This window comes from Streptomyces sp. NPDC048650, assembly GCF_043199095.1.
Taxonomy (GTDB): Bacteria; Actinomycetota; Actinomycetes; order Streptomycetales; family Streptomycetaceae; genus Streptomyces.
The window spans coordinates 1-16,410 of sequence record NZ_JBICVM010000030.1 but is presented as its reverse complement, the minus strand read 5'-3'; the positions used below and the strand labels follow the sequence as shown (position 1 = coordinate 16,410).

3 protein-coding genes are annotated in these 16,410 nt (G+C 73.2%); 2 read left to right on the top strand and 1 reads right to left on the bottom strand.

Annotated features, from left to right (window positions below):
- The coding region (locus ACGFML_RS38005) for an SDR family NAD(P)-dependent oxidoreductase (protein ID WP_393550511.1) at positions 1–5,826 on the top strand (5,826 nt) is incomplete at its 5' end.
- Positions 5,827–5,892: 66 nt separating this feature from the next.
- Here the strand turns inward: ACGFML_RS38005 and ACGFML_RS38000 are convergent.
- Positions 5,893–7,080 carry a cytochrome P450 gene (locus ACGFML_RS38000; protein WP_393550510.1) on the bottom strand — a complete coding sequence of 396 codons (1,188 nt, stop codon included), beginning with the start codon at positions 7,078–7,080 and terminating at the stop codon, positions 5,893–5,895.
- A gap of 262 nt (positions 7,081–7,342) precedes the next feature.
- Here ACGFML_RS38000 and ACGFML_RS37995 point away from each other — a divergent pair.
- The coding region (locus tag ACGFML_RS37995; RefSeq protein ID WP_393550508.1) for a type I polyketide synthase at positions 7,343–16,410 on the top strand (9,068 nt) is incomplete at its 3' end.

The window sequence follows — 16,410 nt, the reverse complement described above, 5'->3', positions numbered from 1 at the left end:
TCGTCGCATGTGGATTGGTCGTCCGGTGCGGTGGAGCTGCTGACGGAGTCCCGGGAGTGGCCGAAGGCCGACCGGCCGTGGCGGGCGGGTGTGTCATCGTTCGGCATCAGCGGCACCAACGCCCACGTCATCATCGAGCAGGCACCGGCCGCCGACGAGTCCGACGACGAGGACGGTGAAGGGCCCGAGACCGCATTGCCGGTCGTGCCGTCGACCGTGCCGTGGCCGGTCTCCGCGCGCTCCGAGGACGCGCTGGCCGCGCAGCTCGCGCAGATCACCGCGCTGACCGACCACTCGCCGGTCGACCTGGGCTTCTCGCTGGCGACCTCCCGCGCACACCTGGAGCGCCGCGCGGTGATCCTGGCCGAGGGCGACGGGACAGTGGAGGTCGCGCGCGGCCTCGCCGGGGACACGGCCGGCAAGTTCGCGGTGCTGTTCTCGGGTCAGGGTGCGCAGCGGGCGGGGATGGGTCGGGAGCTGTACGGCCGGTTCCCGGTGTTCGCCGAGGCGTTGGACGAGGTGCTGGCGCAGTTCGATGGTGAGCTGCGGGATCTGCGTGCGGTGATGTTCGGCGACGCGAACGGCCTGGACGAGACCGGGTTCACCCAGCCGGCGCTGTTCGCCGTCGAGGTGGCGCTGTTCCGGCTGGTGGAGTCCTGGGGGATCCGCCCGGACTTCGTGGCCGGGCATTCGATCGGTGAGATCGCGGCGGCGCAGGTGGCCGGGGTGTTCTCGCTGGCGGACGCGTGTGCGCTGGTGGCGGCGCGGGCGCGGCTGATGCAGGCCCTTCCTGCCGATGGCGCGATGGTTGCTGTCCGGGCGGCGGAGGCCGAGGTGGCGGGGCGGCTGGTCGACGGGGTGTCGATCGCGGCGGTCAACGGCCCCGAGGCGGTCGTCCTCGCCGGAAATGAGGCCGAAGTGCTCCGTATCGCAGCGGAGTTGGCGGCCGAGGGGCGCAAGACCCAGCGGCTGTCGGTGAGCCACGCCTTCCATTCGGCGCTGATGGAGCCGATGCTGGAGGACTTCCGGCAGGTCGTGGAGGGGCTGTCGTTCAAGGCACCGCAGATCCCCATAGTGTCCAACGTGACCGGGCAACTCGCCGCCGAGGAGCTGGTGTGCTCGCCCGGCTACTGGGTGCGGCATGTGCGGGAGACGGTGCGCTTCGCGGACGGCGTGCGGGCGCTCGAGGCCGAAGGCGCTTCGGTCTTCCTGGAGTTGGGCCCGGACGGTGTCCTCACGGCGATGGCGCAGCACACCCTGGACGGCACCGCGACCGCCGTTCCGGCCCTGCGCAAGGACCGGCCCGAGGAGACGGCCCTGCTGACCGCGCTCGCGCGGCTGCACGTCACGGGCGTGGCGGTGGACTGGGCCGCGTGGTTCGCCGGTACCGGCGCGCGCCGCGTCGACCTGCCCACCTACCCCTTCCAGCACGAGCGGTACTGGCCCAGGCCCGCCGCGCCGGCGGGTGAGGTGACCGCCGCCGGACTCGTGCCCGCCGAGCACCCCCTGCTGGGCGCGACGCTGACGCTCGCGGACTCCGACGAGGTGCTGTTCACCGGCAGTCTGTCGCTGCAGACATACCCGTGGCTGACCGACCACGCCATAGGCGACAACATCCTCTTCCCGGGTGCCGGCTTCCTGGAACTGGCCATGCGCGCCGGCGACCAGGTCGGCTGCGACCGGGTCGAGGAGTTCGTCCTGCTCGCCCCGCTGGTGCTCACGGAGGAGAGTGCCGCACAGGTCCAGGTGCTGGTCGGCGCCCCCGACGCGACGGGTGCCCGTACGATCTCGGTGCACTCGCGCTCGGACATCGCCCCCGACCAGCGGTGGATCCAGCACGCCAACGGCACCCTGACCACCGGCGAGCGGATCGCGGACTTCGGCTCCCGTGCCTGGCCGCCGCAGGACGCGGTGGCCGTCGACCTGGCGGGCTTCTACGACGGGACCGGGTACGGCCCGGCCTTCCAGGGCCTGCGCTCGGTGTGGCGGCGCGAGGACGAGGCATTCGTCGAGGTCGCCCTGCCGAACCAGGTCGCGGAGGAGGCGGAGTCCTTCGGGATCCACCCCGCGCTGCTGGACTCGGTGCTGCAGACCCACCGGATGGCCGGCGTCGGCGGCGACGACGACCGGCTCATACCGTTCGTCTGGCAAGGTGTGTCGCTGCACGCCGCCGGCGCCTCGATCCTGCGGGCCCGCGTCGTGAAGACCGGTGACGACTCGGTGTCCATCGCGGCGGTCGACGTCGAAGGCGCACCCGTACTCTCCGCCGAGGCACTGGTACTGCGCGGTCAACTGGCCGGCACGGCAGCACCGGCGGGCATGCGGCGCAGCGCTGAGCACGACGCGCTGCTGTCGCTGGACTGGGTGGCCGCCCCCGAGGCGCAGCCCGCCGACATCCCCTGTGTGTCCCTGGGCACCGACGAACTCGGCGTGGGCGCGTCGGTCGCCTCCCTGGCGGACCTCACCGGCGATGAGGGCCTCGTGGTGGTCCCCGTCTCCGGTACGGGCGACGACCTGCCCGCAGCCGCGCACGAGCTCACCGCCCGGGTCCTGGGCCTGCTGCACGAGTGGGAGGAGCGGCAGCAATCCGGCACCGCGCGCCTGGTGTTCGTCACCCGTGGCGCCGTCTCCGCCGAAGAGGGCGAAGCCGTGCGGGACCTGGCCGCGGCCGCGGTGTGGGGCCTGGTGCGCTCGGCGCAGTCGGAGAATCCGGGACGGATCGCGCTCCTGGACCTCGAGGACGGCGACGGGGGCCTCGCCGCGGTGCGTGCGCACCTGCCGGGCCTGCTGGCCACCGAGGACGCCCAGTTCGTCGTACGCGACGGTGCCGTCCGGGTGGGCCGGCTGGCTCTCCTGGGCAGCGGCGCGGGACTGCTGCCGCCCGTCGAGGTGCCGTGGCGGCTGGACAGCGCGGCCAGGGGCAGCCTCGACACGCTGATGCTCGCACCCTGCCCGGAGACCCTGGAGCCGCTCGCACCGGGGCAGGTCCGGCTGGAGGTCCAAGCCGCCGGGGTGAACGTCCGCGACGTCCGGGACGCCCTGGGCGAGGACCCGGGCGAGGCCCTGCCGATGGGTTCCGAGATCGCCGGCGTGGTGACCGAGACCGGACCCGAGGTGCGCCGACTGGTCCCGGGTGACCGTGTGATGGGCATGGTGTCCGGCGGCTTCGGCCCGGTTGCCGTCGCCGACGAGCGGCTCCTGACCCGTATCCCCGACGGCTGGTCGCCCGAACGGGCCGCCGCCGTACCGCTGGCCTTCCTGACCGCCCTCTACGCCCTGAAGGACCTCGCCGACCTGCGGCCGGGCCAGTCGATCCTCGTGCATGCCGATGCCGGAGGCGTCGGCATGGCGGCGATCCAGCTGGCACAGCACCTCGGCGCCGAGGTGTTCGCCACGGCCGGCGAGGACCAGTGGGACACCTTGCGAGAGGGGGGCGTCGCGCACGACCACGTCGCCTCGTCCCGCACCACCGACTTCGAGCAGCGCTTCCTCGAGGTCACCGAGGGCCGCGGCGTGGACGTGGTGCTCAACACCTTCGCGGGCGAATTCGCCGACGCCTCCCTGCGGTTGACCGCCCCAGGCGGCCACTTCCTGGAGATGGGCAGGACCGGTCTCCGCGATCCCGAGTCCGCCGACCCGGTGCGCCACCGCGCCTTCGACCTCGCCGAAGCGGGCCCGGACCGGACCCAGGAAATGCTCGGCGAACTGCAGGAGCTGTTCGCCCGGGGCGCGCTGCGCCCGCTGCCCGTCGCCACCTGGGACGTACGACGGGCCCCCGAGGCGTTCGGCCACATCAGCCGCACCGGGCACATCGGCAAGACCGTGCTGACCATGCCGCGCGCCTGGGCCCCGGACGGCACCGTACTGATCACCGGCGGCACCGGCGGACTGGGCCGCGAACTCGCCCGGCACCTGGTGACCGAGCGCGGCGTACGCCACCTGCTGCTGGTCAGCCGCAGCGGCCCCGACGCGCCCGGAGCAGGTGAACTGCGGGACGAACTGGCCACCCACGGCGCCGAGGTCACCGTCCTCGCCTGCGACGTGGCCGACCGCCGAGCGGTCGCCGCGGCCGTGGCATCGGTGCCTGCCGCGCACCCGCTGACCGCCGTGATCCACACCGCCGGCGTCCTCGACGACGGCGTGGTGACCTCGTTGACCCCCGAGCGACTGTCGACCGTGTTGCGCCCGAAGGTGGATGCCGCCTGGCATCTGCACGAGGCCACCAAGGACCTCGACCTGGCCGCGTTCGTGCTGTACTCCTCCATCTCGGGCGTGACCGGAGCCCCCGGCCAGGGCAACTACGCCGCGGGCAACGTCTTCCTCGACGCGCTCGCCCGGCACCGCACGGCGCACGGCCTGCCCGCGCAGTCCCTCGCGTGGGGCGCGTGGGCCCAGGGCGGCGGCATGACCGCCGCCCTGTCCGACGCCGACATACAGCGGATCGCCGCGTACGGCGCCACCCCGCTGACCGTCGAGCAGGGGCTGGCGCTGTTCGACGCGGCCGGGACCTGCGACGCGGCCCATCTCGTCGCGCTCGGCCGGACTTCGGGCCCGCTACGCGTCGAGGGCCCCGTACCGCCCGTACTCCGCGGCCTGGTCACGTCCCGGCGCCGCGCCGCCGGAGCCACCGGCGCCGACCCGGCCGGCCGGCTCACCGACCGGCTCGCGGAACTGGACGAGGACGAGCAGACCGCCTACCTGGTCGACCTCGTACGGACCGAGGCCGCCGCCGTGCTCGGGCACGCCTCGGCCCAGGGCGTCGAGACCCATCGGGAGTTCCTCGAGCTGGGCTTCGACTCACTGACCTCGGTCGAGCTCCGCAACCGGCTCGCCGCGGCCACCGGGCTGCAACTGCCCGCGACGGTGGTCTTCGAGAACAAGAGCCCCGAAAAGCTGGCCACTTGGCTGCGCGGCGAACTCGTGGCACGGCCCGGCCAGGGCGGCTCCTCGTCCGGTGGCGGCCTCGTCGGCGCGGCCGCCGGGGAGCAGGTCGACTGGCTCGAGCAGCGCTTCCTCACCTCCATCAGGGAGGACAGGATCGCGGAAGCCATGCGGCTGGTGTCGGCCATGGGCGGCGTCGGCGGCCCGAACTTCGAGAACACGGCCGAGCTGGAGGACCTGCCGCTGCCGACCACGCTCGCCGAGGGCCCCGCCTCGCCGATGCTGATCTGCATCAGCACGCCCACCGCCAACGGCGGCGTCCAGGAGTACGCCAGGTTCGCCGCCCGCTTCCGGGGAAAGCGAAAGGTCATCGCCCTGCCGCTGGTCGGGTTCGCCCCGGGCGACCCGCAGCCGGCCACGGCCGAGTGCGCGGCCCGGTCGATCGCGGAGAGCGCGCTGCGTGCGAGTGACGGCGAGCCCTTCATCCTGGTCGGACACTCCTCCGCCGGGTCGTACTCCTACGCGGCCGCGGGTCTGCTGGAGAGCACCTGGGGCATCAAGCCCGCGGGCCTGGTGCTGCTGGACACCCTCAGCATCCGGCACGAGTCGCACGAGGAGATCGACTACGGCGGCCTGCTGCGGGCGAACTTCCTCGCCGCGGAGGCGTCCCAGGTGCGGATCACCAACGCCAAGATGTCCGCGATGGGGCGGTGGATGCGCCTGCTGAACAGCATCGACGTACAGCAGATGACCGCCCCTGTGCTGAGCATTCAGGCGACGCGGCTGTACCCCGGCATCCAGGCCGACGGCGACGGACTGAGCAAGAAGATCCCGACGGCCGAGATCATCAAGCTGGACGCGGACCACCTCTCCATCGTCCGGACCGACGCCCCGGCGGCCGCGGAGATCGCGGACAACTGGCTCGAATCCGTCTTCGGAGCGTGACAGCGGCCCCGTGACACACGCCACGGCGGGCGGCCCCTGGGGGCCGCCCGCCGTGATGTTTCTCTGCTACCAGGTCACCGGCAGCTCGGCGAGGCCGCCGGACAGCCGGCCGCCCCGCTCGCGCAGCTCGTCCACCGCGATGGCCAGGCGCAGACCGGGCAGGCGGGTGAACAGCTGGGTGAACACCGTCTTCAGCTCGATGCGGGCCAGGGGCGCGCCGATGCAGTGCCAGATGCCGTGGGCGAAGGACAGGTGCGGGTTGGGGGTCCGGGTGATGTCGAACCGCCCCGGTTCGTCGAAGGCCCGCTCGTCGAAGTTGGGGAGGCTGAAGTCGAACATGACCAGGTCCCCGGACCGTATCGTCACTCCGCCGAACACGATGTCCTCGGAGGCATAGCGCGGCAGGATCGACCCGCCGGCCCTGGCCGCACGCAGCACTTCCTCCACGGCGTGCGTCATCAGGTCGGGGTCCGCCAGTGCCGCCGCGCACTGCTCGGGGTGGGCGGCCAGGAGCACCACACCGTGGTCCATGATGGTGATGACGCTGTCCAGCCCGGCGAACAGCAGGCCCACTGCCAGCGTTGCCACGCGCTCGTCGGACAGCCCACCCTCGGCCAGCCGGGTGATGATGTCGTCGCCGGGCTCGGCCCGCTTCTGCTCGACCAGCCCCGCGACGAACGCGGAGAGACCCCGCTGTCCGTGCTCCACGCTCTCCCGGTCGTCCAGCAGGGCCATCTGGGCCAGCAGCGTCGCCAGCTGTTCCCGGCTCTGCGGGGGCACACCGATGATGTCGCAGAGCACGGACAGCGCAACCGGCGCGGAGAGGCCGCCATGCAGATCGGCGGGCGGCCCCTGGGCGATGAACCCGTCGAGTACGGCGTCCACGACCGCCGCCACCTTCGGCTCCATCTCGCGCACCCGCCGGGCGGAGAACATCGGCGTGAGCAGGCGGCGGGTCTCGGCGTGCGTCCGGCGGCCGGCCTCGGCGTCGGTGTCGGTGATCATCAGGTCCAGAAACGGACTCCTGACGTACTGTGCCGCGTTCGCCGGGTCGGGGTGCGAGTGGCCGAGCCTCTCGTCGTGCAGCAGCTGCTTGAGCTCGGCGTGGCGGGTCACCAGCCACCCCTCGTCTCCGGCGGGGGTGCGCACCCGGCAGATGGGCCCCTGCTCCTGCAGTGCGCGCAGCAGCGGGCTCACCTCCAATAAGTCCGGCGGTTCAAGGCCGAGGGAAGGCAGCTCGTGGGGGGAGGCCATGACAGGTCCTTTCGCATGGGCTTCGAGGCGGTGCGCTCTGGGCGCACACACGGGGGAAGTGGTGGACGCTAGCGTCGCCGGGAAGCGAAAACCCTTAGTCCTGAACGTCGTTGACGTCGGCACACGTACGTCCGTCGAGGAACCGAGTACTAGGGAAACCCGCAGTCCGCCTCGGATGAGGATGGCCCGTGAAAGTGGGTCAGACGTGAGTGTTGGCGTTCTGTGCCCCAGAACCGGCATTTCACGAGGGGTTGGCGTCCTGATGTCGAACGAGGCGAAGCTGCGCGAGTACCTCAAGCGCGCGATCGCAGACCTCCACGAGACTCGCCAGCAGTTGGACGAGACCGAGCACAAGCAGCGTGAGCCGATCGCGATCGTGTCCATGGCCTGCCGCTTCCCCGGTGGAGTCCGCTCGCCGGAAGAGCTGTGGGAACTGCTCCGGGGCGGCGTCGACGCGATGTCCGCCTTCCCCGGCAACCGCGGCTGGGACCTCGACGGGCTCTACGACCCCGACCCGGCACACCAGGGCACCACCTACACCCGCGAGGGCGGATTCCTCTACGACGCGGGCGAGTTCGACCCCGGCTTCTTCGGGATCTCCCCTCGCGAGGCGCTCGCCATGGACCCGCAGCAGCGGCTGCTGCTGGAGACCGCGTGGGAAGCCGTCGAACGGGCCGGCATCGACCCGGAGTCCCTCGCGGGCAGCTCCACCGGCACGTTCGTCGGCACCACTCACGGCGGGTACGACGCGGACGGCGCAGGGCGGACCGAGGAGACCGGCGGGCACCTGCTGACCGGCAACCTCATCAGCATCGCCTCCGGCCGGATCTCCTACGTCCTCGGCCTCGAAGGCCCCGCCCTGACTGTGGACACGGCCTGCTCGTCGTCGCTGGTCGCCCTGCACCTGGCGGCGCAGGCGCTGCGGCGCGGCGAGTGCGACCTCGCCCTGGTGGGCGGCGCGACCGTGATGTCCACCCCGCAGATGTTCGTGGACTTCGCCCGCCAGCGCGGACTGGCACCCGACAGCCGCTGCAAGCCGTTCGCGGCGGGCGCCGACGGCACCGCCTGGGGCGAAGGCGTCGGACTGCTGATGGTCGAGCGGCTCTCCGACGCGGTGCGCAACGGCCACCCGGTGCTCGCGGTGCTGAAGGGCTCGGCCGTCAACCAGGACGGCGCATCCAACGGGCTGACCGCCCCCAACGGCCCCTCCCAGCAGCGCGTCATCCGCCAGGCGCTGGCCGACGCCGCTCTCGGCACCGCCGACGTCGACGCCGTGGAGGCCCACGGCACCGGCACCAGGCTCGGCGACCCCATCGAGGCCCAGGCCCTGCTCGCCACGTACGGACAGCAGCGCCCCACGGACCGGCCGGTGCTGATCGGTTCCATGAAGTCCAACATCGGGCACACTCAGGCCGCCGCCGGCATCGCCGGCGTCATGAAGATGGTCCTGGCGATGCGGCACGGCGAGCTGCCCCGGACCCTGCACCTGGACGAGCCCACCCCGCACGCCGACTGGAGCGAGGGCGACGCCAGGCTCCTCGCGCAGGACGAGCCCTGGCCCACGGCGGACCGCCCGCGCCGCGCCGCTGTCTCCTCCTTCGGTATCAGCGGCACCAATGCCCACGTCGTCCTGGAACAGGCACCCTCGCACGAGGCCGAGCCGCGGCCCGCGCCGGTCGCCCGGCCCGGCGTGCTGCCCTGGATCCTGTCCGCGCGGACCGGCGAGGCCCTGCGGGCCCAGGCCGCGCTGCTCGGCCGCCACGTCCGTGCCCGTGCCGACCTCGAACCGGCCGACGTCGCCCACTCCCTGGTGGCCACCAGGGCCCTCATGGAGCACCGCGGCGCCGTCGTCGCGGGCGACCGGGACGCCTTCCTGCGCGGTCTGGACGCCCTCGCCGAAGGCCGGACCGCGGCCGGCCTGGTGACCGGCGTCGCCGCCAAGGCGTCCACCGCGTTCCTCTTCACCGGGCAGGGGCCCCAGCGCCTGGGCATGGGACGCGAACTGCACGCCGCCTACCCCGAGTTCGCCAGGGCCTTCGACGCGGCGTGCGCCGAGTGCGACCCGTACCTGGACAAGCCGCTCCGCGACATCGTCTTCGCCGAGGAGGGCACGGACGAAGCCGCCCTGCTCGACCGGACCGACTACACCCAGCCCGCGCTCTTCGCCTTCGCGACCGCCCTGTTCCGGCTCGTCGAGTCCTGGGGCGTGACACCGCAGTACGTCGCAGGCCACTCCGTCGGCGAGATCACCGCCGCCCACGTGGCCGGCATCCTCTCCCTCCAGGACGCCGCACGCCTGGTCGCGGCCCGCGGCAACCTCATGCACGCGCTGCCCCAAGGCGGGGCCATGGTGGCGATCCAGGCCACCGAGGACGAGATCCGCGCCTCCCTCGCCGGACACGAGGACCGCGCCACCCTCGCCGCGGTCAACGGGCCCGAGGCCCAGGTCATCTCCGGCGACGAGGAGATCGTCTCCCAGGTCGCCGCCCACTGGGAGGCCCAGGGGCGCCGCGTCAAGCGGCTGCGGGTGAGCATCGCCTCCCACTGCCCGCGCATGGACGGCATGCTGGAGGACTTCCGGCGCGTCGCCGAGGGCCTGGAGTTCCACGTCCCCCGCATCCCCGTGGTGTCCACGCTCACCGGGGAGCTCGCCACCGGCGACGATCTGCGCACCCCCGATTACTGGGTCCGGGAGATCCGTGAGGGCGTCCGCTTCTGCAGCGCCGTGCGCACCCTCGAAGCCGAGGGCGTCACCGCATTCGTGGAGCTCGCCCCCGGCAGCGTGCTCATCCCGAGCGTCCAGGACTCGGTGACCACCCTCGAACAGCCCCTCCTCCTGTCCCTCCTGCGCACCGGCCACCCCGAAGCCCAGGCCCTCGCCGAAGGCGTCGCCACCGCGTCCGCACACGGCGTCCCCGTCGACTGGACCGCCTGCCTCGGCGCGCTCGGCGCCGCCCGCGTCGACCTGCCGACCTACGCCTTCCAGCGCCGGCAGTACTGGCTGGACGCGACCGGGACCACCGGCGCACCGGCCGCCACCGAGGCCGGCGAAGCCGGATTCTGGGAAGCCGTCGAACGCGAGGACCTCGAAGGGCTGTCGGCCGTCCTGGCCATCGACGGCAGCGAGGCCGATTCGCTCGGCAGCCTCCTGCCCACCCTCTCCTCATGGCGCAAGCAGCGCAGGGCCCAGGCGGCGGCGGACAACTGGACCTACCGGGCGCACTGGACCCCTCTCACCGCCCCCACCGGCTTCGCCGCCACCGGGACCTGGCTCGTCGCGCTGCCCGAAAGCTCCGCCGACGACCCGTGGACCACCCGGCTCCTCGACGCCCTGCGCGAGCAGGGTCTGCGCACCGAACTGCACGTAGTGCCCGACGCCGGCGACCCGGCCGAGACCATCACCTGGCCCGACACCCCCGTCGACGGGGTGCTCTCGCTGCTGGCCCTCGACGAACGACCGCACCCCCACCTGACCTCCCTACCGCGCGGCCTGGCCGCCACCACCGCCCTGCTGCGCGCCCTGGAGACCTCCGGCCGGCAGATCCCGCTGTGGTGCGTGACCCGCGGCGCCGTCGCCGTCGACGACCGGGACGCGCTCACCCACCCGGTGCAGGCACAGGCGTGGGGCCTCGGACGCGTGACCGCCCTGGAGTACCCGAAGATCTGGGGCGGGCTCGTCGACCTCCCCGAGATCCCGGACACACGGGCCGTCTCCGCTCTCCTCGGCGTACTCGCCGCACGCGAGGACCAGGTCGCGATCCGACCCGCCGGGACCTTCGCCCGCCGCCTGGCACGGATCGCGCCCGGCGGCGACACCGGCGCCGAGTGGACCGCGCACGGCACGGTCCTGATCACCGGCGGCACCGGCGCGCTCGGCGCACAGCTCGCGCACTGGCTCGCCGACGCCGGCGCGGAGCACCTCGTGCTCACCAGCCGCCGGGGCCTGGAGGCCCCGGGCGCACCGGAGCTCGCGGCCGAACTCACCGAACGGGGAACCCGGGTCACCGTCGCCGCCTGCGACGCCGCCGATCGCGACGCCCTGGCGGCCGTCCTCGCGGACATTCCCGCCGAGACGCCCCTGACCGGCGTCGTGCACGCCGCCGGCGTCATGGACGCCGGCATGCTGGACGTGCTCACCCCCGAACGCTTCGAGACCGTACTGCGCCCGAAGGCCACCGCCGCCCTGAACCTGCACGAACTCACCCGGGACCTCGACCTGGAGATGTTCGTCCTGTTCTCCTCGATCGCCGGCGTCCTGGGCAACGCCGGTCAGGCCAACTACGCCGCCGCCAACACATTCCTCGACGCCCTCGCCGAACACCGGCGCACGCAAGGGCTGCCGGCCACCTCGGCGGCCTGGGGCCCCTGGGCGGACCTCGGCATGGCGACGGACAGCGGCGTGGCCGGCCGGGTCAGCCGCGACGGACTGATCCCGATGGCCCCGGCCTCCGCACTCGCCGCCCTCCGCCAGGCCCTGGCCCAGGGCGCGGCGAACGTGACCGTGGCCGACGTGGACTGGACGGCGTACGCCCCCGCCCTGACCGCCGTCCGCCCCAGCCCCCTCCTCGCCGACCTGCCCGAGGCGCGCCACGCACTCGCCACCGACGACGCCGCGCCCGAGGAGCGCGCCCCCCTGGGCGGCAGGATCGGCGCACTGCCCGCCGCCGAGCAGGAGCGGGTGCTGCTGCGCACGGTCCAGGAAGAGGCCGCGAAGACCCTCGGACACGACTCACCGGACACCATCGAGGCCCGACGGGCCTTCACCGACGTGGGCTTCGACTCGCTGATGTCCGTCGAACTGCGCAACCGCCTGTCCGCCGCGACGGGCCTGCGACTGCCCGCCACCCTGCTGTTCGACCACCCCACGCCCACCGCGGTCACCGAGTACCTGCGCTCCGAGATCCTGGGCACGGCCGGCACCGCGGCCGTCGTGGAACGGACCGCCGCCGTCCTCGACGAACCCGTGGCGATCGTGGGCATGGCCTGCCGCTTCCCCGGCGGGGCGAGCTCGCCGGAGGCCCTGTGGCAGCTGCTGGCCGAGGGCGGGGACGCCATCTCCCCCCTCCCCGACGACCGGGGCTGGGACCTCGGCCGGCTCTACCACCCCGACCCCGACCACCCGGGCACGAGCTACGCACGCGGGGGCGGCTTCCTCGACGACGCGGCGGGCTTCGACGCGGACTTCTTCGGCATCTCGCCCCGCGAGGCCCTCGCCATGGACCCGCAGCAGCGGCTACTGCTGGAGACCTCCTGGGAGCTCCTCGAACGGGCCGGCATCGACCCGGAGTCACTGCGCGGCAGCAGCACCGGCGTCTTCGCGGGCAGCAGCCCGCAGGACTACCGCGCGGTCCTGGGTGCGGGTCAGGACCAGGCCACCGGCCACTCGCTCACCGGCAACTCGATGAGCGTGGTCTCCGGCCGGCTGTCGTACACCTACGGCTTCGAGGGCCCGGCGGTCACGATCGACACGGCGTGCTCGTCGTCGCTGGTGGCCCTGCACATGGCGGTGCAGTCGCTGCGCCAGGGCGAGTGCTCGCTGGCGCTGGCCGGCGGTGTGACGGTGATGTCGAGGCCGACGACGTTCGTGGAGTTCTCGCGGCAGCGGGGACTGTCCGAGGACGGCCGCTGCAAGCCGTTCGCGGCGGCGGCCGACGGCACCAGCTGGAGCGAGGGCGCCGGACTGCTGCTCGTGGAGCGGCTCTCGGACGCCCGGCGCAACGGACACCAGGTGCTCGCCGTCGTGCGCGGCTCGGCGGTCAACCAGGACGGCGCGTCCAACGGCCTGAGCGCGCCCAACGGCCCCTCGCAGCAGCGCGTCATCCGCCAGGCCCTCACCAACGCCGGTGTGGCCGCGTCCGACGTCGACGCCGTCGAGGCGCACGGTACGGGCACGACCCTCGGCGACCCCATCGAAGCCCAGGCGCTGCTCGCCACCTACGGACAGGAGCGGCCGCAGGAGCGGCCGCTGCTGCTGGGAACGCTGAAGTCCAACCTCGGGCACACCCAGGCCGCCGCGGGCGTCGCCGGCGTGATCAAGATGGTCCTGGCCATGCGGCACGGTGTGCTGCCGCGCACCCTGCACATCGACGAGCCCACCCCGCACGTCGACTGGACCGCCGGCGCGGTCGAGCTGCTCACCGAGTCGGCGAACTGGCCGGAGACGGACCGCCCGCGGCGGGCCGCCGTCTCCGCGTTCGGTGTCAGCGGCACCAACGCACACGTGATCCTGGAGCAGGCCGAGCCCGCCGAACCCGAGGCGCCGTCCGCCGCCCCCGAGACGGTGCCCCTGCTGCTGTCCGGCAGGAACGACAGCGCCTTGACGGCCCAGGCGGCCCGGCTGCTGTCCCATCTCGAGCGCCCGGGCGAACCGCGGCTCGCGGACGTCGCGCACACACTGGCGACGCGCACGGCCTTCAGCCACCGCGCGGCCATCGCGGCCGACAGCCACGACACCGCGGTACGCGCCCTGGCCGCCCTGGCCGCGGGCGACGCCGACACCGCCCTGATCACGGGCGTGGCACACGACGGCAAGGACGCCGTCCTCTTCTCCGGCCAGGGCTCGCAACGGCTCGGCATGGGCCGAGAACTGCACACCCGACACCCCGTGTTCGCGGCGGCCTTCGACGCGGTGTGCGCCGGACTGGACGCGCACCTGGACCGCCCGCTGCGCGATGTCGTCTGGGGCGAGGACGCGGAACTGCTGAACCGGACCGCCTACGCCCAGGCCGCGCTGTTCGCCGTCGAGGTCGCCCTGTTCCGGCTGGTGGAGTCCTGGGGCGTGCGGCCGGAGTACGTGGCCGGGCACTCGGTCGGCGAGATCGCCGCCGCGCACGTGGCCGGCGTGTTCTCCCTGGCCGACGCCTGCGCCCTGGTGGCGGCACGCGGACGCCTCATGCAGGCCCTGCCCGCCGGCGGCGGGATGGCGGCGATCCGGGCCACCGAGGACGAGGTCCTCCCGCAGCTGACCGAGCACGTCGCGATCGCGGCCGTCAACGGCCCGTCGTCCGTGGTGGTTTCGGGCGCCGAGGCCGCCGTCGAAAAGATTCGGGCGCACTTCGAGGGGGAGGGACGCAAGACCGGCAGACTGCGAGTCTCGCACGCCTTCCACTCGCCGCTCATGGACCCGATGCTCGCCGACTTCCGCACCGTCGCCGAGAGCCTGACGTACGGCGAGCCGGAGCTCACCGTCGTCTCGAACGTGACCGGTGGCCCGGCCGCACAGGACCAGCTGCGCACCGCCGACTACTGGGTCACCCACGTCCGCGAGGCCGTACGGTTCGCCGACGGGATCCGCGCCCTGCACACCGAGGGCGTGACGCGTTTCCTGGAGCTGGGCCCCGACGGCACCCTCTCGGCCATGGCCCGCGAGTCGCTGCCGGAGGAGACCGTAGCCGTCCCCGCCCTGCGCAAGGACCGCCCGGAGGAGACGACGCTCCTCGCGGCCCTGTCACAACTGCATGCGCAGGGCTCCGCGATCGACTGGGCCGCGTTCCTCACCGGCGCTCCCGCGCACGTCGTCGACCTGCCGACGTACGCCTTCCAGCACCGGCGCTACTGGCCCGCCCCCGATCTCACCGGCGCCGTGGACATCAGCGCAGCGGGCCTCGAAGCGGCCGGGCACCCGCTGCTGAGCGCCGCCGTGGAGCTTTCCGACAGCGACGGCCTGTTGTTCACCTCACGCCTGTCGCTCCTCTCACACCCATGGCTGGCCGACCACAGGGTGATGGGCTCGGTGCTGCTGCCGGGAACGGCCTTCGTCGAACTCGCCGTCCGGGCCGCCGACGAAGCGGGCTGCGACCGGATCGACGAACTGACCCTGGCCGCCCCGCTCGTCCTGCCCGAGCACGGCGGCGTACAGCTGCAACTGCACGTCGGCCCCGCCGACGAGGCCGGCAGCCGGGCCCTCAGCGTCCGCTCCCGTCCGGAAGGCGACGGCGACCGGCCGTGGGTCCAGCACGCCACCGGCGTCCTCGTGACCGGTGAGCGGACGGTCGACCCCGGCCATGACTTCCACGCGGAGTCCTGGCCGCCCGCCGACGCCGAGGCCGTCGACCTGACCGACCTCTACCCGGACCTGGCCGCGAACGGATTCGACTACGGACCGCACTTCCAGGGCCTGCGGGCCGCATGGCGCCGAGGCGACGAAGTGTTCGCCGAGGTCGCCCTGCCCGACGTCGCCGAAGGCGAAGCACCCGCCTACGGCCTGCACCCGGCCCTGCTCGACGCCGCCCTGCACGCGTGCGCCTTCGACGGACTGGAGCGGGGGGTCCTTCCCTTCTCCTGGGAGAGCGTCTCGCTCCACGCCTCCGGCGCCTCGGCCGTACGGGCCCGGATCGTCCAGCACAGCGGCGACACCCTGTCCGTCGATGTCGCCGACACCGCGGGTGAGCCGGTCGCCTCCATCGGGACCCTGGTCCTGCGGGCGGTCACCGCCGATCAACTGGAGGGCAGCGCGCACCCGGTCGGGCGCGACGCGCTCTTCCACATGCAGTGGTCCCCCGTACGCCTGCCCTCGGCCGGGGCCGCAGGGTCCGTGGCGACGCTCGGCTCCCTCACCGGCGCACCGTTCGACAGCCACCCGGACCTCGCGGCCCTGGCCCAGTCCGGCCGTGTGCCGGGCGTGGTGCTGGTACCGGTGGAGGCCGGTTCCGGCGGCGTGGTGGAGTCGGCGCACGCCACGGCCGCATGGGCGCTGGAGATGGCGCAGTCCTGGCTGGCCGATGAGCGGTTCGTGGATTCGCGGTTGGTGTTCGTGACGCGTGGTGCGGTGGATGGGAGGGATCTCGCGGGTGCGGCGGTGTGGGGTCTGGTGCGGTCGGCGCGGTCGGAGAACCCGGGCCGCTTCGGTCTGGTGGAACTCGGTGACGACGCCGATGTGACGGTGTTGCCGCAGGGACTCGCGACCGACGAGCCCGAACTGTTGGTGCGTGGTGGTGAGGTGTTGGCGGCGCGGTTGGCTCGGGCGCGGTCCGAGCACGCGGTGACGTGGGATTCCTCCGGCACGGTTGTGGTCACCGGTGGTACGGGTGGTCTGGGCCGTACTGTGGCTCGGCATTTGGTGGCGGAGCATGGGGTGCGGAGTGTGCTGTTGGTCAGTCGGAGTGGTCCGGCTGCCGAGGGTGTTGAGGAACTGGTGGCGGAGCTTGGGCAGAGTGGTGCCGAAGTTGTTGTCGAGGCGTGTGATGTCACCGACGCGGCCGCTGTGGTGGAGTTGGTTTCCCGGTACTCGATCAGTGCCGTGGTGCATACGGCGGGTGTGCTGGATGACGGTGTGGTGGAGTCGCTGACTGCGGAGCGGTTGGCGGCGGTGTTGCGGCCGAAGGTGGATGC

What these genes read in the sequence shown, in the direction of transcription:
- ACGFML_RS38000 (WP_393550510.1), bottom strand. Translation starts at nt 7,080, where the DNA reads ATGGCCTCCCCCCACGAGCTGCCTTCCCTCGGCCTTGAACCGCCGGAC.